Source organism: Plantibacter flavus (assembly GCF_051487245.1).
Taxonomy (GTDB): Bacteria; Actinomycetota; Actinomycetes; order Actinomycetales; family Microbacteriaceae; genus Plantibacter; species Plantibacter flavus_B.
The window spans coordinates 567,872-584,840 of sequence record NZ_JAHVDH010000002.1; the positions used below are offsets into that span (position 1 = coordinate 567,872).

At 68.6% G+C, this 16,969-nt stretch carries 13 protein-coding genes; 4 read left to right on the forward strand and 9 right to left on the reverse strand.

Annotated elements, in window-relative coordinates:
• Positions 1-16: 16 nt before the first annotated feature.
• The 6 genes from leuS to KXS11_RS06445 all read right to left on the reverse strand — a co-directional run bounded on the left by leuS (position 17) and on the right by KXS11_RS06445 (position 9,875).
• Positions 17-2,581, reverse strand: a complete 2,565-nt coding sequence (gene leuS, locus KXS11_RS06420; RefSeq protein ID WP_437384721.1) for a leucine--tRNA ligase — start codon at positions 2,579-2,581, stop codon at positions 17-19.
• A gap of 115 nt (positions 2,582-2,696) precedes the next feature.
• Positions 2,697-4,076 carry an anthranilate synthase component I family protein gene (locus tag KXS11_RS06425; protein WP_437384722.1) on the reverse strand — a complete coding sequence of 460 codons (1,380 nt, stop codon included), beginning with the start codon at positions 4,074-4,076 and terminating at the stop codon, positions 2,697-2,699.
• On the reverse strand, positions 4,073-5,746 hold the full coding sequence (cydC, locus tag KXS11_RS06430) for a thiol reductant ABC exporter subunit CydC (RefSeq protein ID WP_437384723.1): 1,674 nt from the start codon (positions 5,744-5,746) through the stop codon (positions 4,073-4,075). Before cydC ends, KXS11_RS06425 begins: the two co-directional genes overlap by 4 nt.
• Positions 5,739-7,430: a thiol reductant ABC exporter subunit CydD gene (gene cydD / locus KXS11_RS06435; protein WP_437384724.1), complete on the reverse strand. Its 1,692-nt coding sequence runs from the start codon at positions 7,428-7,430 to the stop codon at positions 5,739-5,741. The genes cydC and cydD overlap by 8 nt, the downstream gene beginning before the upstream one ends.
• 9 nt (positions 7,431-7,439) lie before the next feature.
• Complete coding sequence (cydB, locus tag KXS11_RS06440; protein ID WP_437384725.1) at positions 7,440-8,444, reverse strand: cytochrome d ubiquinol oxidase subunit II; 1,005 nt, start codon at positions 8,442-8,444, stop codon at positions 7,440-7,442.
• Positions 8,445-8,453: 9 nt separating this feature from the next.
• The gene (locus KXS11_RS06445; protein WP_437384726.1) at positions 8,454-9,875 is read right to left on the reverse strand and encodes a cytochrome ubiquinol oxidase subunit I; all 1,422 of its coding nucleotides are present in this window, start codon (positions 9,873-9,875) and stop codon (positions 8,454-8,456) included.
• A gap of 203 nt (positions 9,876-10,078) precedes the next feature.
• Here KXS11_RS06445 and KXS11_RS06450 point away from each other — a divergent pair, with 203 nt between their 5' ends.
• Genes KXS11_RS06450 through KXS11_RS06460 form a run of 3 tightly spaced genes read left to right on the forward strand, consistent with a single transcriptional unit; the run spans position 10,079 to position 12,894 of the window.
• On the forward strand, positions 10,079-10,759 hold the full coding sequence (locus tag KXS11_RS06450) for a DedA family protein (RefSeq protein WP_437384727.1): 681 nt from the start codon (positions 10,079-10,081) through the stop codon (positions 10,757-10,759).
• Positions 10,760-10,800: 41 nt separating this feature from the next.
• On the forward strand, positions 10,801-11,838 hold the full coding sequence (locus KXS11_RS06455; RefSeq protein ID WP_437384728.1) for an App1 family protein: 1,038 nt from the start codon (positions 10,801-10,803) through the stop codon (positions 11,836-11,838).
• Between the two features lie 12 nt (positions 11,839-11,850).
• A complete protein-coding gene (locus KXS11_RS06460; protein WP_437384729.1) occupies positions 11,851-12,894 on the forward strand; it encodes an FUSC family protein in 1,044 nt (347 codons plus the stop codon).
• A 66-nt stretch (positions 12,895-12,960) separates the two neighbouring features.
• Here KXS11_RS06460 and KXS11_RS06465 read toward each other — a convergent pair whose 3' ends face one another.
• Positions 12,961-13,515, reverse strand: a complete 555-nt coding sequence (locus KXS11_RS06465; RefSeq protein WP_437384730.1) for a YceI family protein — start codon at positions 13,513-13,515, stop codon at positions 12,961-12,963.
• A 104-nt stretch (positions 13,516-13,619) separates the two neighbouring features.
• Positions 13,620-14,798 carry a glycoside hydrolase family 3 N-terminal domain-containing protein gene (locus KXS11_RS06470; protein WP_437384731.1) on the reverse strand — a complete coding sequence of 393 codons (1,179 nt, stop codon included), beginning with the start codon at positions 14,796-14,798 and terminating at the stop codon, positions 13,620-13,622.
• A gap of 116 nt (positions 14,799-14,914) precedes the next feature.
• Here KXS11_RS06470 and KXS11_RS06475 point away from each other — a divergent pair, with 116 nt between their 5' ends.
• Positions 14,915-16,084: a hypothetical protein gene (locus KXS11_RS06475; protein ID WP_437384732.1), complete on the forward strand. Its 1,170-nt coding sequence runs from the start codon at positions 14,915-14,917 to the stop codon at positions 16,082-16,084.
• Here the strand turns inward: KXS11_RS06475 and KXS11_RS06480 are convergent.
• Entirely contained in the window at positions 16,071-16,928 is an 858-nt protein-coding gene (locus KXS11_RS06480; RefSeq protein ID WP_437384868.1) for a UbiA family prenyltransferase, read from the reverse strand. The genes KXS11_RS06475 and KXS11_RS06480 overlap by 14 nt on opposite strands.
• Positions 16,929-16,969: the final 41 nt, after the last annotated feature.

A 16,969-nucleotide genomic window follows, 5' to 3' on the forward strand; every position in this document is an offset into this window, starting at 1 on the left:
CACCCGCCCGAACCGATCAGCCCTTCGTTGAGATGCTGACGACCTTCGGAGCACGCACGACGACGTTCACGATCTCGCGGTCGCCGACCGAGCGCTGGACGGCAGCACTGGCGCGGGCGAGCCGCTCGAGCTCCTCGCTCGAGATCTTCGGCGACACCTCGAGACGGTCGCGGACCTTGCCGTCGACCTGGACGACGGCCGTGACCTCGTCCTCGACGAGCAACGACCGGTCGGCCTTGCGCCACTGCACGAGGGAGATCGACGGCTCGTAGCCGAGCTTCGCCCACATGTCCTCTGCCGTGAACGGCGCGAACAGGTCGAGCGCCATGGCGGTGACCTCGGCCGACTCACGCACCGCCGGGTCGCCCGCACCGGGACCGGCGTCGATCGCCTTCCGGGTCGCGTTGACGAGCTCCATGAGGCGCGCCACCACGACGTTGAACTTGCCCGCCTCGACGAGCCCCGGAGCATCGGCGAGGAAGTGGTGCGTCACCTTGCGGAGCTTCTCGTCGCCGTCCTTCCACGCCACCTCGGGCGAGCTCGTGACATCGTGCGCGATACGCCAGGCCCGTGCGAGGAACTTCGCGGAGCCCGCCGGCGAGACGTCGGCCCAGTCGATGTCGTCCTCAGGAGGACCGGCGAACGCGAGCGTCACGCGGAGCGCGTCGGCACCGTAGGAGCGCAGCTCCTGGGCGAACTCGACGAGGTTCCCCTTGCTCTTGCTCATCTTGGAGCCGTCGAGGATGACCATGCCCTGGTTGAGCAGCGCACTGAACGGTTCGGTGAACCCGACCTTGCCGAGGTCGAAGAGGACCTTCGTGATGAAGCGGGAGTACAGCAGGTGCAGGATCGCGTGCTCGACACCGCCGACGTACTGGTCGACGGGTGCCCACTTGTCGGCTTCCTTCGGATCGAACGCGATCTCGTCGGAGGTCGGGTTCAGGAACCGCAGGAAGTACCAGGAGCTGTCCACGAAGGTGTCCATGGTGTCCGAGTCGCGCTTGGCGGGCAGGCCGCACGACGGGCATGCGACGTTGATCCAGTCCTCGGCCGCAGCCAGCGGGCTCATGCCCTTCGGCCGCAGGTCGAGACCCGCGGCGTCCGGGAGCCGGACGGGCAGCTGATCCTCGGGGACCGGAACCTCGCCGCACGCCTCGCAGTGGATGATCGGGATGGGGGTACCCCAGTAACGCTGACGCGAGATCAGCCAGTCTCGAAGGCGGTAGTTCTTCGCCGTCTGCCCCAGGCCGCTCGAGGCCAGGGCTGCGGTGACCTTGGAGATCGCGTTGGACTTGCTCAGGCCGTCGAACGGGCCGGAGTTCGTGAGCCGGCCCTCGCCGGTGAGGGCGACGCCCGTCTTGGCGGGATCGATCGACGGCAGGTCCTCCGGAAGCTCGCCGTCGACGATGATCGGGATCGCGCCCGTGACGGGCTGCGTCGTGTCGACGACGACCCGTACCGGGAGGTCGAACGTGCGTGCGAAGTCGAGGTCGCGCTGGTCGTGCGCCGGCACGGCCATGATGGCGCCGTGACCGTAGTCGGCGAGCACGTAGTCTGCCGCCCAGATCGGCAGCCGTTCGCCGCTCAACGGGTTGATCGCGTAGCGCTCGAGGAACACACCCGTCTTCTGACGGTCGGTGGCGAGTCTGGCGATCTCGCTCTCGCCCTTGACCGAGTCGAGGTAGGACTGGAACCGGCCGCGGACCTCGTCGGAGGCGTCGGCGACGAGCTCCGCTGCGAGCTCGGAGTCGGGCGCGACGACCATGAACGTCACGCCGTACAGCGTGTCGGGGCGCGTCGTGTAGACCGAGACGGGCTCGTCCCGACCCTCGATGCTGAACGACACGTCTGCACCGCTGGAGCGACCGATCCAGTTGCGCTGCATGCTGAGGACCTTGGTCGGCCAGGTGCCTTCGAGCTGGTTCAGGTCGTCGATCAGGCGGTCCGCGTAGTCGGTGATGCGGAAGTACCACTGGGTGAGCTTCTTCTTCGTCACCTCGGCGCCGCAGCGCTCGCAGTGACCGTCGACAACCTGCTCGTTCGCGAGCACGGTCTGGTCGTTCGGGCACCAGTTCACGGGGCTCGCCTTGCGGTACGCGAGGCCCTTCTCGAACAGCTGCAGGAACAGCCACTGGTTCCAGCGGTAGTACTCGGGGTCGCTCGTGTGCAGCTCACGGTCCCAGTCGAAGGAGGGGCCGTACTGGCGGAAGCTGGCCTTCTGCTGCGCGATGTTCGCGTACGTCCACTCGCGCGGGTCGACCCCGCGCTGGATCGCCGCATTCTCGGCAGGCAGTCCGAATGAGTCCCAGCCGATCGGGTGCAGCACGTTGAACCCCTGGTGACGCCAGTAGCGCGCCACGATGTCGCCGAAGCCGAAGGCCTCGGCGTGACCCATGTGAAGGTCGCCGGAGGGGTACGGGAACATGTCGAGCACGTACTTGCGCGGGCGGCTGTCACCGGCGCCGTCGGTGGCGAACGGCTTCAGTTCGTCCCAGACGGGAAGCCACTTCTCCTGGATCGCCTGGAAGTCGTACCGCTCGCCGTCGCGGCGGTCGTCGGGGTTGCGCTGCTCGTCTGACACGTCACTCTCAATCACTGCAGGTGCTGGGGTGGACGCCCGTTGGCCGCTCGCCCGGCGTGGGCCGGGAGGATGGACGGGCTGGAGCGCTCGACGGCACTCCGTCCAACGGTCAAGCCTACCGGGATTCCGCGCCCGGTCGACCGACGCCGAGGGCCCGCAACGGCGCCGCAGCCTTGGTCCAGGTCTCCTCCAGCTCCTCCTCCGGAACGGACAGGGCGGTGATCCCGCCGCCGGTGCCGATCGTCGCACCCGTCGGATCGATGACGATGGTCCGGATCACCATCGCAAGATCGAGGGATCCATCGGCTCCGAGGACTCCGAACGCTCCCGCGTACGGTCCCCGTGGCCCGGCCTCCAGCTCGTGCAGGATCTCGATCGCGCGGCGCTTCGGCGCTCCCGTCATCGAGCCGGCGGGGAACGTCGAGGCGATCACGTCGAGGGCGTCGAGGTCGGGGCGCAACCGGCCCTCGACGGTGCTCACGAGTTGATGCACCTGCGGGTAACTCTCGATGTGGTGGAGCGCCGTGACCGCGACGGAACCGAACTCGCACACCCTCGCGAGGTCGTTCCGCGTGAGGTCGACGATCATGAGGTTCTCCGCGCGTTCCTTCTCGCTCGCGAGGAGTTCCGCCCGCAAGCGGGCGTCGTCCGCGGCATCCGTCCCACGCGGCCTCGTGCCTTTGATCGGTTTGGTGCGGACGAGACGATCCGCCGTCACCTGGAGGAACTGCTCCGGAGAGGAGCTCACGAGGCTGACCGAGCCGAAACGCAGGAGACCGCCGTGATGACTCGGACTCGCGGCCCGCAACCGGAGGTAGGTCGAGAGGGGCGAGTGCCGACCGCTGATCCGGAGCGTGTTGGTGAGGCACAGCTGGTACGCCTCACCCCGTCGGATCTGCTCTTGGCACCGTTCCACGAGGGCGCGGTACTCGGAGTCGCTGGACCGCGGGACGCACACGCCGCCGGCCGGGGCCGGGATCCGGGGTGATGGTGTCGGCGCTGCCAGCTGAGCGACCACGGATCGCAGCCAGGCTTCGTCGTCGGAGCACAACGTGACGGTGCGGGAGGCGTGGTCGAACACGATCCGATCGTCGACGCGGAGCAACACGGCGTCGGGCAGCGGGCTGCGGCTCATCGGAGCGTCGACGAGCCATGCCCCGAACTCGTAGCCGAGCCAACCGACCCAGTCACGGCCGGGTGACTCGTCCTTGTCGCCGGCGCCCTCGGCATCGCGGACGGCACGGAACACGTCGAGGATCGAACCGTCGTGCAGCTCCGCCGGTCCATCAGCGCGCTGATGCTCGACCGTGTGCGACGCGACATCGGCGACCAGGCGCACCGCCCCGCGCCCCATCGTGCTGGTGCCCGAGTCCGCTTCCGGACCCGAGTCCAGCCAGAACGACCAGGTCTCGTCCGCGAAGATCCGACGGTAGAACGTCTCCGGATCATGCCACTGGGCCAGCACGTACTCGCGGCGCTGCGCGAGCGGACTCATCGGGCCACGACTGCCGGGGCGGGGGCGAGGATGCGCAGACGTGCGGTGACGAGGGATTCGGGAACCGGAGTGTGCGAGATCACGATGACGGCTCGATCGTCGTCGCCGGCCACCGCGAGCAGGTCCTCGAGCAGAGCCGTCGCGCGTTCGGGATCGACGTTGGCCGTGGGCTCGTCGAGGACGAGGACCGGGAACTCGCGCAGCAGCGCGCGAGCCAGAGCGATGCGCTGGGCCTGCCCGCCGGAGACGAGCCCACCGTGCTCGCCGACGGGACGGTCCAGGCCGCCGCGCTCTGCGAGCCAGGACGACAGCCCGACACGGTCGAGGACGGCCTCGAGTTCGGCGTCGTCCGCGGTCTCCCTGGCGAACAGGAGGTTCTGCCGGATGTCGGCGTCGAACAGGAACGGTCGCTGCTCGACGAGCCCGACGACATCGCGGACCGTGTCGGCCCGGAGGCCTCGCGCGTCGACGCCGCCGAGTTCATAGCGTCCGTCGGATTCGAGGAACCGGACGAGCGCGTGGGCGAGCGTCGTCTTCCCGGCTCCGCTGTCGCCTTCGATGAGGAGCCGGTCGCCCGCACTCAGCCGGAAGCTGACCGGGGCGAGCGCCGCTGCGGAACCGCCCGGCCACCGGGCGGTGAGGTCTTCGACCTCGATCAGGACATCGTGCGGCGCCGGAGTGTCGGAGGTCCCAGCCTCGTCATCGGGGATCTCGGGGGGACGCGTCACCGGAATCGCCCGTGCGACCCGTTCCGCGCTTGCGGCCGCCTCGCGCCAGGCACCGAATGCCAACGGCACCATCGCGCAGACCTCGAAGACCGCGAGCGGTACGAGCACGAGGACCGTCAGCGCGGGTCCGCCGATCGCGGAGAGCGCCGGCATGCCCGCCCACAGCGCCGCGATCACGGAGAGTCCCGCGGCCAGTGAGAGCACTGCACCCGCCACACCCGCACCGGATGCGCGGCGCAGCATGGCACGGGTCAGCGCTGCATCAGCCATCGCGATCCGGTCCCTGGCGGCGCCGACGGCACCGTAGGCGGTCAGGACGTCGAGGCCGGTCACGAGCTCCAGGACGGCCTCGGACAGCGCTCCGCGGAGCGGCGCGAGTTCGCGTTCCGCCCGTGCGGCGACGCGACTCACGAGGAACCAGGACACGAGGAAGGCGAACACGAGGCAGACGCCGAGGGCGAGCCCCGCTGCCGGGAGCAGCGCAGTGGTGAGGATCACCGAACCGCCGGCGACGACGCCTGACACCACGAGCGGCTGCACGACGCGGAGCGGGACGTTCTGGAGTTCGTCGACGTCGGTCACGAGCCGGGTCAGGAGGTCGCCTCGTCCGGTGAGTTGGAGGCCGTCCGGCGCGACCGGGATCACCCGCTCGATCATCCGGGCTCGGAGCTCCGCGAGCTGACGGAACGCCGCGTCGTGGCCGAGGAGCCGTTCGAGGTACCGGAACGACGCCCGCGCGAGTGCGAATGCGCGAACTCCGACCACGGCGACTCCGAGCTCGACGATCGACGGCTGTTCGGCCGCCTTCGTGATGAGGAAGGCGCTCGATGCGAGCAGGGCGACGGCGGCACCGGCCGACATGATCCCGGCGAGCAGGCCCGGCAGGAACCGCCGGACGGGCGGTTGCGCGAGCGAGAGGATCTCCTTCACGCGGTCATCCATGCAGGAGCACCTCCTCACGGGACGGAGTGATCTCGAGGACGGCGTCGGCACGACCCACGATCCGGGGGCGGTGGGTGATGACGACGACTGCGGCTCCGGCGTGTGCGGCTGCGGTGGCGGCGTCGATGACGAGCGCCTCCGATGCGGTGTCCAGTGCGGAACTCGGCTCGTCGAGCAGGAGGACCGGGGTGCCGGCACTCGGCGGGGTGGTCTGCAGGCGGTAGAGGGCCCGGGCGATCGCGATCCGCTGCCCCTGCCCGCCGCTCACCCCGTCGCCGACTGCGCCGATCGGATGATCGAGCGGGAGCGCGCCGAGTCCCACGGCGACGAGGGCCTCGGCGATCCTGGCGTCGTCCGGTGCGTCGTCGCCGAGGGCGACGTTGCTCCGCAGCGATCCCGCGATCAGCAGCGGGCGTTGCCCCGCCCACGACAGCCAGCGGCGTTCCGCCGGACCAGCGGCGAGGGGCGCGCCGTCGTGCAGGATCGTCCCCGTGGCCGGGACGAACCCGAGGATCGCGGCTGCGAGACTCGTCTTCCCCGCCCCGCTCGGCCCGACGATCGCCGTCAGGATGCCGGCCGGGAAGGTGGCATCGAGGGCGTCGATCACGACCGTGTCGCCGTAGGCGATCGTGAGCCCCGCGAGCCGCAGGCCCCGCGGCCCGTCCGCGATCGCCGATGCAGACGGAACACCCGATGCGGACGTCGAGGCTGCAGTGCCCACGACGACAGCCCGCGCCTCGTCGAGGATCTCGAACACCTCTTCCGCGGCGGTGACGCCCTCGGCCGCCGCGTGGTAGTTCGCACCGACGTTGCGCAGTGGCAGGAACGCCTCAGGAGCGAGGATCAGCACGAACAGCCCGGTACCGAGAAGGAGAGAGCCGTCGATCAGCCGGAACCCGATCCCCACGGCGACGATCGCCACCGCCAGACTCGACAGGAGTTCAAGCGCGAACCCGCTCACGAAGGACAGTCGCAGCACCTTCATCGTCTCGGCCCGATACTCCTCGGTGACCGCGCGCACCCGCCGCACCTGGCGGTGTTGGCGTCCGAACAGTTTGAGCGTCGACATCCCGGCGACGAGTTCGAGGAACCCTCGCGACAGGTGCGCCAGGGTGTCCCACTGGCGCCGCTGCACCGCCTGGGTGGCGAGCCCGATGAGCACCATGAAGACGGGGATCAACGGCACCGTCACGATGACCGTGATGCCGCTGATCGGATCCTGCAGGAAGATCACGAGGGCGATGATCGGCATGGCGATCGCCGTCAGGATGAGCTGCGGCACGTACCGGCCGAAGTAGGCGTCGAGTGCGTCGAGCCCTCGTCCGGTGAGCGTCGTCAACTGAGCACTGCTGCGCTGGGACACCCAACTGGGGCCGAGCGTTTCGAAGGCTTCGACGAGCGATGCGCGCAACTGGCTCCGCACGATCGCGGAGCCACGGGCGTTGACCGTGTCAGAGGCCAGCACGGCCGCCGCCCGCACGCCGACGATGCCGAGCAGCATCCACAGCATGGGGAACAGGTCCGCGAGCGGGTCGCCCGCGATCGCTCGCGACACCAGCTGTGCGACGAACCAGGCGAAGCCGAGCGTGCACGCGGTCTGGACGAGCGCGATCACGCCGCCGAGCGCGAGGACCGCCCTGGCCCCGCTGGCATAGCGGAGCAGTCGAGGGTCGAGGGGGCGCACGTTGACAGGTTAGTGCGCGGCGGCTTCGATGTGCTTCCGCGTGATGCGCTTGCGGAACACCCAGTAGGTCCATCCCTGGTAGGCGAGGATGAGCGGCAGGAAGATGAGCGCCGTCCACGACATCACCGTCAGCGTGTACTCGGTCGACGAGGCGTTGGCGATCGTCAGACTGTTCGCCGGGTCGTTGCTCGCCGGCATGACCGCGGGGAACAGCGCTGTGAAGAGCGTGAGCACGGCGGCCGCGACGGTCACCGCCATGAGGGCGAATGCCCGTCCTTCGAGACCCCGACTGTTCGCGAACCAGGCACTGATCAGCGACACTGCGGCGATCGCGGCGAGGATGAGGACCGGGAGCGAGAAGTGGGCGACGACCGTCCACACGAGGAACGAGGCTGCGACGACGATCGCGACGAGGCCCGAGCGGCTCGCCAGACGACGGGCACGTTCACGGATGTCACCCTCCGTCTTGAGTGAGGCGAACACGGCGCCGTGTGCGAAGAACAGCACGAGCGTCGTGAGGCCGCCGAGGATGCCGTACGGGTTCAGCAGGGTGAAGAGGGTGCCGGTGAAGTTGTGGTCGGCGTCGAGCGGCACGCCCTGGATGATGTTCGCGAACGCCACACCCCAGAGGAACGCCGGCACGGCTGAACCCACGATGATCATGAGGTCGAAGCGCTTCTTCCAGGCCGCCTCCGGTCGCTGATGCCGGTACTCGAACGACACGCCTCTCACGATGAGAGCCAACAGGATGAGGAGCAGCGGGAGGTAGAACCCGCTGAACAGCGTTGCGTACCACTCGGGGAACGCTGCGAAGAGGCTTGCGCCGGCCACGATGAGCCAGGTCTCGTTGAGGTCCCAGACGGGACCGATCGTGTTGATGAGCATTCGACGGTCGGTCTCGTCGCGCCCGAGGAAAGGGATGGTCATGCCGACCCCGAAGTCGAAGCCGTCGAGGACGAAGTAGCCCACGAAGAGCGCGGCGATGATCCAGAACCAGAGGATGGTGAGGTCCATGATGAGCTCCTAGTAGACCGTGGTGGCAGGGGCGGCGGGCTTCTGCACACCGTCTTCGTCTGGCGGTGACAGCTCGATCGGGTCGGGGCCGGCCTGGATGGTCTTCTTGAGCAGCCCGAACTCGACCACGAGCAGCGCGCCGTACACGACGGTGAACGCGATGAGGGAGATCAGGACGTCGAGGCCCGTCGTATTCGGCGAGACCGCGTCCTCCGTCTTCAGCAGACTGAACACGATCCAGGGCTGACGTCCCATCTCGGTGAACACCCAGCCCATCGTCATGGCGAGGAACGGCATCGGCACGGCCCAGACGGCGACGCGCCACATCCAACGCTTCGGCTCGCGGCCCTTGCGGGTGAACCAGAGACCGGCCGCCGCGACGAGCATGGATGCGAGGCCGAGGCCGATCATCCAGCGGAACGCCCAGTAGGTGATCCAGATCGTCGGCGAGTAGTCGCCGGGACCGTAGAGCTGGACGTACTGCGCCTGCAGGTCGTTGATGCCCTCGACTGTGCCGTCGAAGGTGTGGGTGGACAGGAATGACAGCAGGTACGGGATCCGGATGGAGAACAGCTCGTGCACGCCGTCCGGGGTGCCGAGCGTGAAGATCGAGAAGGAGGCGTCCGCACCGCTCGCGGTGTTGTACATCGCCTCTGCTGCGGCCATCTTCATCGGCTGGGTCTCGACCATCGCGAGGCTCAGCTGGTCACCCGCGAGCATCGTCGCGCCACCCGAGATCAACATGCTCCAGGCGCCGACCTTCAGGGCCGGACGCATCATCTCGACGTGCTGTCCACGGGCGAGGTGCCATGCCGCCGCCGTGATGATGACGGCTGCGGAGACCATGAAGCACGCGAGGATGGTGTGCGGGAAGGCGGCGAGTGCGACCTTGTTGGTGAGCAGCTCCCAGATGTTCGTGAGCTCGGCTCGTCCGCGCTCCTCGTTGATGCGGAACGCGACGGGGTTCTGCATGAACGCGTTGGCCGCGATGATGAAGTAGGCGGAGAGCACCGTGCCGAGCGCGACGATCCAGATCGTCGCGAGGTGCAGCTTGGGTGACAGTTTGTCCCAGCCGAAGATCCAGAGGCCGATGAACGTGGCCTCGAGGAAGAAGGCGAGGAGTCCTTCGAGCGCCAGCGGGGCCCCGAAGACGTCGCCGACGAAACGCGAGTACGTGGACCAGTTCATGCCGAACTGGAACTCCTGGACGATGCCGGTGACGACGCCCATCGCGAAGTTGATGAGGAAGATCTTCCCGAAGAAGCGGGTGAGCTGCAGGTACTTGAGCTTGCCTGTCCGCACCCAGGCGGTCTGGAAGCTCGCCACCGTGACCGCCATGCCGATGGTGAGCGGCACGAAGATGAAGTGGTAGACGGTGGTCAGCCCGAACTGCCAGCGTGAGAGCAGTAGTGGGTCAAGAAGATCGTTCACGATGAACACTCCAAGTTCGCGGCATCCAGAGGTCGGAAGGCGATCGGTGCGGCCCGATCGGGGTGGTCATCCCCGTGGCTTCGATCCGTGTCGTCGAGACCCATGCTACACCAGGAAGAGCCTGTGGTCAGACCACACGACAGGACCTTGGTCCTGCGGGATTCTCTGAATCTCATCAGGGGCGGCGGACTAGGCTCTGAGCCGTGAACGACGTCCTCGGCTGGCTCCTCGACCTGGTGCAGAGCGTCGACCCCGTGGCGCGCACCATCCTCGCCAGCGTCGGCATCATGCTCGAGACCTCCGTGCTCATCGGTCTCATCGTGCCGGGCGACACCGTCGTGATCGTCGCGAGCACCGCCGTGAGTGGGCCGGTCGAGTGGATCGCGATGATCCTGGCGGTCATCGTGGGCGCACTGATCGGTGAGTCGATCGGCTTCGCGCTCGGCCGCTGGTTCGGCCCCCGGATCCGGGCGAGCAGACTCGGGCGCTGGATCGGCGAAGCCCACTGGGCGCGGGCGGAACGATACCTCGACCGTCGTGGTGGACTGGCCGTCTTCATCTCGCGCTTCCTCCCCGTCCTCCACTCGCTCATCCCACTCACCGTCGGGATGAGCACGATGAGCTATCGGCGGTTCATCTCCTGGACCCTCCCCGCATGCGTCATCTGGTCGAGCGCCTACGTCTCGGTCGGAGCACTCGCCGCCGGGAGTTACCGAGAACTCGCCGATCAGCTGCACTGGGCCGGATACGTCTTCGTGGGCATCATCGTGCTGTTCGCCGTCGCCGTCCTCCTCGTGAAGCGCTTCCTGCAACGGAGCGAGGAACGCCACATGGGCGCGGCATCCGACGAAGCGGCCCCCGACGAGCCGACCGCACAGGACTGATCCGGACGGGCCGGAACGCACCGGCATGACAGACTGGACGGGTGAAGGCATCCGACGATCGTTCAACGCCGTCCTCGGACGCCGCCCTGCAGATCCGTCACTTCGCCGCTCGCGTCGAGGACTCCGTGCAGCTCCGTCGCCAGCGACGGGCCCGCCGCCGCGGTCGTGAGGCCGCCGTCATCCCGTTCACCGGCTACGGCTCGACCACCTGGATCCGCGTCCTCGCTCGGATCGTCCTCGCCGAACCCGGTCGCACCACCGTCAAACCGCAGCAGAAGGTGCGCGGGTGGCGGAGCTTCTTCGCCCTGAGCGTCGCGGAGCCGACGGTCGAGGTCGAGATCGATGGGATGCGACACACCGTCACCGGCGACCGCGGCGGTGTCGTCGACGCGGTCGTCGAGGTCGCACTCTCGCCCGGATGGCACACCATCCGCCTGAGCTCCGAGGGCAGCGACCCCGTTGAAGCACCCGTCTTCATCGTCGGCGACGACATCGACTTCGGCATCGTTTCCGACATCGACGACACGGTCATGGTGACCGCGCTCCCCCGACCGCTCGTGGCCGCATGGAATACCTTCGTGCTGGACGAGCACGCCAGGACCCCGGTCCCGGGGATGGCCGTCTTCCTCGAACGCACCGCGCGCGAGCACCCCGGCTCTCCCGTCATCTATCTGTCCACCGGCGCGTGGAACGTCGCACCGACCCTCACGCGTTTCCTGTCCAGGAACCTCTACCCGGCCGGCGCGTTGCTGCTCACCGACTGGGGCCCGACCCACGACCGCTTCTTCCGCAGTGGCCGCGAGCACAAGCGCAACAACCTCGAACGGTTCGCCGCCGACTTCCCCGCACTCCGCTGGCTGCTCGTCGGCGACGACGGCCAGCACGACGAATCCCTGTACCGCGATTTCGAGGAACGCCACCCCGATCGCGTCGCGGCCGTCGCGATCAGACAGCTCTCCCCCAGCGAGGCCGTGCTCGCGGGCGGGCGCTCGAAGCTCAGCGGCGGGCACGAGGGCGCGCCGTGGGTCTACGCCGACAACGGAGCCGACCTGCTCGACCAGCTCGACGGCAAGCTGTAGCCGCGCATTCGCATGCCCGTCGCCGTCCCCGCCCTCAGGATCCGATCGCGGCTACCCCTGCTCCAAGTCCTGAAGACGGCACTCGCAGCCATCCTCGCCTGGGTCATCGCGATCACTGTCCTGCCGGGCCAACTCCCCGTCTTCGCCGCCATCGCCGCCATCCTCGTGGTGCAACCGAGCGTCAACCAGTCCTTCGGCAAGGCTCTGGAGCGCAGCTTCGGGGTCATCACGGGCGTCGTGCTCGCGACGGTGATCGGCATGGTCTTCGGGCACTCCGCCTGGATCGTCCTGCTGGCCATCGTCATCGCCATCCTGCTCGGTTGGGTCCTCAGACTCGGTCCCGGTTCCGCGAACCAGATCCCGATCAGCGCGATGCTCGTCCTGTCCATCGGAGCAGCCACACCCGACTACGCGCTCGCCCGCATCGTCGAGACCATCCTCGGTGCAGGCATCGGGCTGCTCGTGAACGCGGCACTCGTCGCCCCCGTGCTCCTCGCGCCGGCGAAGGCGGCAGTGACCGAGCTCGCACTGAGTTGCGCCGCAGCGCTCGACGCCCTCGCCGACGCCCTCTCCCGAGTGAACTCCGAAGCCGACCTCGCCGCTCTCCTCGAACAGGCGAGGGCACTCAAACCCCTCCGTGAGGCCGCCATCGCCGCGATGAAACAGGGCGACGACAGCCTGTTGCTCAATCCACGACGGTCGAAGCATCGGGACGAGTTGGACCGCCAGCGCCTGTTGCTTCGTCGCTTGGAGCCGGTTGTGACCCGCATCCTCGGCATGGCCCGTTCGGTCCACGATCACGACGACCCGACGCTGCACGAGGAGCCGACGGTCGCCGACATCGCCGTCGAACTCGGGCGCGCTGCCCACGACCTCCGACTACTCGTGAACGACCGACCCGCCGGGGCGGAACCCCCGACCACGACAGCCGACCTCCCGGCGCTCACCGCACCGCTCGTCATCCACCGGCCGCACCCCGAGCACTGGATCCTCATCGGTTCACTGATGGAGGACCTGCGGCGCGCCCGTGAAGAGATCGTCGGCGAACCGACCTGAGCCTCGGCAGGAACGGCGAAGGGCCGGCGGAGCACTGCTCCACCGGCCCGATGCACAGCGTCCGGACTAGGCCTGGAGCGCCGCCTGCAGCTCGATCGTGATCGTCACGTCGTTGCCGAGCAGGACGCCACCGGTCTCGAGGGCCGCGTTGTAGGTGAGGCCGAAGTCCTCACGGTTGATCTTCGTGGTCGCGGTCGCGCCGGCCTTGTAGTTGCCGTAGGGGTCGGTGGCGAAGCCGCCGAACTCGAGCGTGAAGGTGACGGGCTTCGTGATGCCCTTGATCGTGAGGTCGCCGTCGACGAGGAAGTCGTCGCCCTTGACCCGTGCACCGGTCGACACGAAGTCGATCGTCGGGTAGGCCTCGGCCTCGAAGAAGTCACCGGTGCGGAGGTGTCCGTCGCGGTCGGCCTGGTTGGTGTTGATCGAGGCGACCTCGGCGGACGCCGTGACGGTGGTCTCGAGGGGGTTCTCCGGCGTCACGAACGTGGCGTTGAAGCGCTCGAACTTGCCCTTGACCTTCGAGACCATGATGTGGCGGATGCTGAAGCCGACCTCGCTGTGCGTGGGGTCGATCGCCCAGGTGCCAACCTTGTAGCCGGGAATCGTCAGGGTGTCGGTCATGCGGTACTCCTTGCGTCGGGGTGCGACGCAATCGCGCCACGTTCTATGCAAACGCAAGGAGATTGATCCTATTCCCGGTTCACCGAGAATTTCCGGAACGGATGTCAGCGGGACAACGGTGCCGTCGACGGAAGCGCGGCTCGGACACGGAGCAGATGCTCCGCCTGCTGGGCGACGAGCGACTCGGGGACGCGGCCCGACCGCACGGCAGCGGCGATGTCCGACACGAGGACCGCGGGGTCCACACCGCTCGACGACGGATCCGCGCCGAGGACGTAGAGGAGCATCGTGTTCCCGGCGAGAATCGCGCGGATCGCGTTCTCGGAGGGGTTCTGGTACTCCGGCAGCCCGGTGTGCTGCAGCATGAGCATGTCGTCGGTGATCGTGACACCCGTGAAACCGAGCTCGTCCCGGAGCTTCTCATGCCATGCAGCGGAGAGCGTCGCCGGGGCGTCGTCGACGCTCGAGTAGACCAGGTGCCCGAACATGACGACTTCGGCTCCAGCCTCGATGCCCGCCGCGAACGGCAGCGCATCGGTCGACGCCCAGTCCGCCGCGCTGATCGCGGTCGTCGGCACCGTGCGGTGGGAGTCTCCCGGAGCCTCACCGTGACCGGGGAAGTGCTTGAGCGTGCTCAGCACAGCACCACGCTCGCCGGTGACGGCCGCGGCGACGCGCTCGGCCGCAGCCGTCGGGGAGGTGCCGAGCGCCCGGTCGTAGATGAATGAGCCTGGATCGGCGGTCTCGTCGGCCACGATCCCGAAGTTCACCGTGCAGCCTGCTGCTGCGAGCATCGCACCCCGCGCCCGGAAGGCTTCCTCGGCAGCCTCGGCCGGTTCACCCTTGAGTGTGTCTGCGGCAGCAAACGTGTCCTCGTCGATGCGCTGGACCTCTCCGCCCTCCTGGTCGATACCGATCAGGAGCGGCAGAGAGGGATCAGGGCTCAACGCGTCCGTGACGGCGGGAAGCCCAGCGAGGTTCGGGACGTTGTCGCCCATCAGGATGAAGCCGCCCGGCCGGTACTGCTCGACGAACGCCCGGAGCGCGCCAGGGTCGGTGCCGGGGACGTGGAGCATGAGCATCGAGGCGATCCGCTGCTCCAAGCTCATCTGCGCAAGCTCGGCTGCGACCCGACGGTCGACTGCGCTGGAAACGGCCCCGGCTCCCGCAGCGGGCTCGTTCGCACCGCCGGACGAGGCGTCGGTGCAGCCCGTCAGGATCAGCACCGCAGCGGTCGCGACCGATGCCACGACCGCCGTGATCCGTCGTCGTCCTGGCAGCACCGGGCGAGTCTAACGGTCGTTCCTCACAACGCGCCGACGCGCGTGGAAGGTGTGGCAGGAGTGACGAATGTGACTGCGGCGGTTACACTTGCCTGCGTGAGGGCCAGGTTGGACGCATGCGCACGCCGCTGAAGCACCTCTCGCTCCGGGCGAGGGGCGTCACGCGAGCCGTCGCACTCGGCGCGGCCGTCCTGATCGCCGTGTCCGTCGCATCCCCCGCCGGCGCTGCCACCCCGAACTCCGTCCGCACGGCCGATTACCCGAGCTGGGACGACGTCCAAGCCGCGAAGGCGAACGAGGCCAGCGCACAGGCCGAAGCAGATCGCATCGTCGCACTGCTCGACGGCCTCCGCGACGAATCGGCCAGGCTCGGCGACGAAGCCGTCCGCCAGGGCGCCGCTGCTGGTGAGGCGAAGGCCGCCTTCGACGCGCAGGCCGCTGTCGCAGCGACGATCAGCGCGCAGGCCGCAGCAGCCGCCGACACCGCCGCGGCGAGCAAGCGCCAAGCGGGTGCCGTCATCGCGCAGATGACCCGCACCGGAGGCATCGACCCGACACTCTCCCTGGTCCTGTCCGGTGCCGACGACGACGACCTCCTCGCCAAGCTCAGCGCCATCAGCAAGCTCAGTGAGACGTCGACGGCCAACTACGAGTCGGCGAGCGTCGCGAGCAACACCGCGGCAGCACTCGCAGAGCAGGCGAAGACCGCCGAGGCCGAACGCGAGCGCCTGGCGGCAGCCGCAGAGGCGAGCTATCAGACGGCGCAGGCGGCGAGTGATGCAGCGGATGCGGCGGTCGCCGAGCAGCAGGCGAACCGTGACCGGCTCTACCAGCAGCTCGCGGTCCTGAAGAACACGACCGCGGCGGCCGAACAGGCCTACGCGCAGAGCCAGGAGAAGATCGCCGCCGACGAGCAGGCACGCAACGAGGCATCCGGCGGCGAGGGTTCGACCAGCGCTCCGCCGCCAGACCTCACAGCGGACCCCGCGGGCGCGAAGGCCTACGCCCAGTCGGCGATCGGCTCCTACGGTTGGGGCAGCGGCGAGTTCCAGTGTCTGCTCCAGCTCTGGACCCGGGAGTCAAGCTGGCGGGTGAACGCCTACAACGCGTCCAGCGGAGCATACGGCATTCCGCAGTCCCTCCCGGGCAGCAAGATGGCGAGTGCCGGAGACGACTGGCGGACGAACGCAGCGACGCAGATCAACTGGGGTCTCAGCTACATCGACTCGCGTTACGGTTCGCCCTGTGGCGCATGGGCGCACTCCGAGGCGGTCAACTGGTACTGACCGCTCCGAGCGCGGTGCCGGCGACGGCGAGTTCGACGGCGAGTAGCACCGCGGCCGCGATGACGACACGGAAGAGGACGCGGTCCGGTGGCTTCGTCGCAACGAGGCGCACGCCCCAAGCCACGAGGGCGAGCAGGATGAGCGTCCCGAGGACACCGACCGGCGGGGGCGGGCTCAGCGTGCCGGTGGAGACACCGGACTGACCGAGGAGGGTGACGATGCCCGCAGATCCGAGTGCGGCGAACGCGGTCCAGCCGGCGACCTTCGCCCCGAGCCGGTGGGGCAGGCCCCTGACGCCGGTCCGGAGGTCGTCCTCGAGGTCGGGCAGCGCGTTCGTGAAGTGGACGGCGGTGCCGAACAACGCACCCACCAGGAGGGTCCAGGGAGCAGGCGCGATCGGAGGCGGCGCGGCGAGCGTCACCACGGCGGGAAGCGCACCGAATCCGATGAGGAACGGCACCACGGAGACGGGGGTCGACTTCAGCCCCAGGTTGTAGGCCCAACCGCAGACGACGAACAGCAGGTGCGCGAGCCCGGCCGCCGTACCGATGGCGAACGACAGCGGCACACTGAGCACGAGCGAGACGACAGCGGCCGCGCGGACGGTCGCCAGCGACACTGCGCCGACGGCGAGCGGTTTGTCGGTCCGCTTCGTAGCCCGGTCCCGCCTCGCGTCGAGCCAGTCGTTCGACCATCCGATCGAGAGCTGACCCACGAACACGACGAGGGCCAGGACCAGCACCCGGACTGGCGGCAGACCGACCGCGAGGCCGAGGATGGCCGCGAGCGCGGTGACCGCGACACTCGGACCGGGATGGGACGAGGCGAACACCTGCCGCATCATGGAGAACACACGCTCAGCTTAGGCTGACGCACGGATGCCGG

What these genes read in the sequence shown, in the direction of transcription:
- KXS11_RS06465 (WP_437384730.1), bottom strand. Translation starts at nt 13,515, where the DNA reads ATGACCGACACCCTGACGATTCCCGGCTACAAGGTTGGCACCTGGGCG.
- KXS11_RS06425 (WP_437384722.1), bottom strand. Translation starts at nt 4,076, where the DNA reads ATGAGTCCGCTCGCGCAGCGCCGCGAGTACGTGCTGGCCCAGTGGCAT.
- KXS11_RS06480 (WP_437384868.1), bottom strand. Translation starts at nt 16,928, where the DNA reads ATGATGCGGCAGGTGTTCGCCTCGTCCCATCCCGGTCCGAGTGTCGCG.
- KXS11_RS06460 (WP_437384729.1), top strand. Translation starts at nt 11,851, where the DNA reads ATGCCCGTCGCCGTCCCCGCCCTCAGGATCCGATCGCGGCTACCCCTG.
- cydC (WP_437384723.1), bottom strand. Translation starts at nt 5,746, where the DNA reads ATGGATGACCGCGTGAAGGAGATCCTCTCGCTCGCGCAACCGCCCGTC.
- KXS11_RS06475 (WP_437384732.1), top strand. Translation starts at nt 14,915, where the DNA reads ATGCGCACGCCGCTGAAGCACCTCTCGCTCCGGGCGAGGGGCGTCACG.
- cydB (WP_437384725.1), bottom strand. Translation starts at nt 8,444, where the DNA reads ATGGACCTCACCATCCTCTGGTTCTGGATCATCGCCGCGCTCTTCGTG.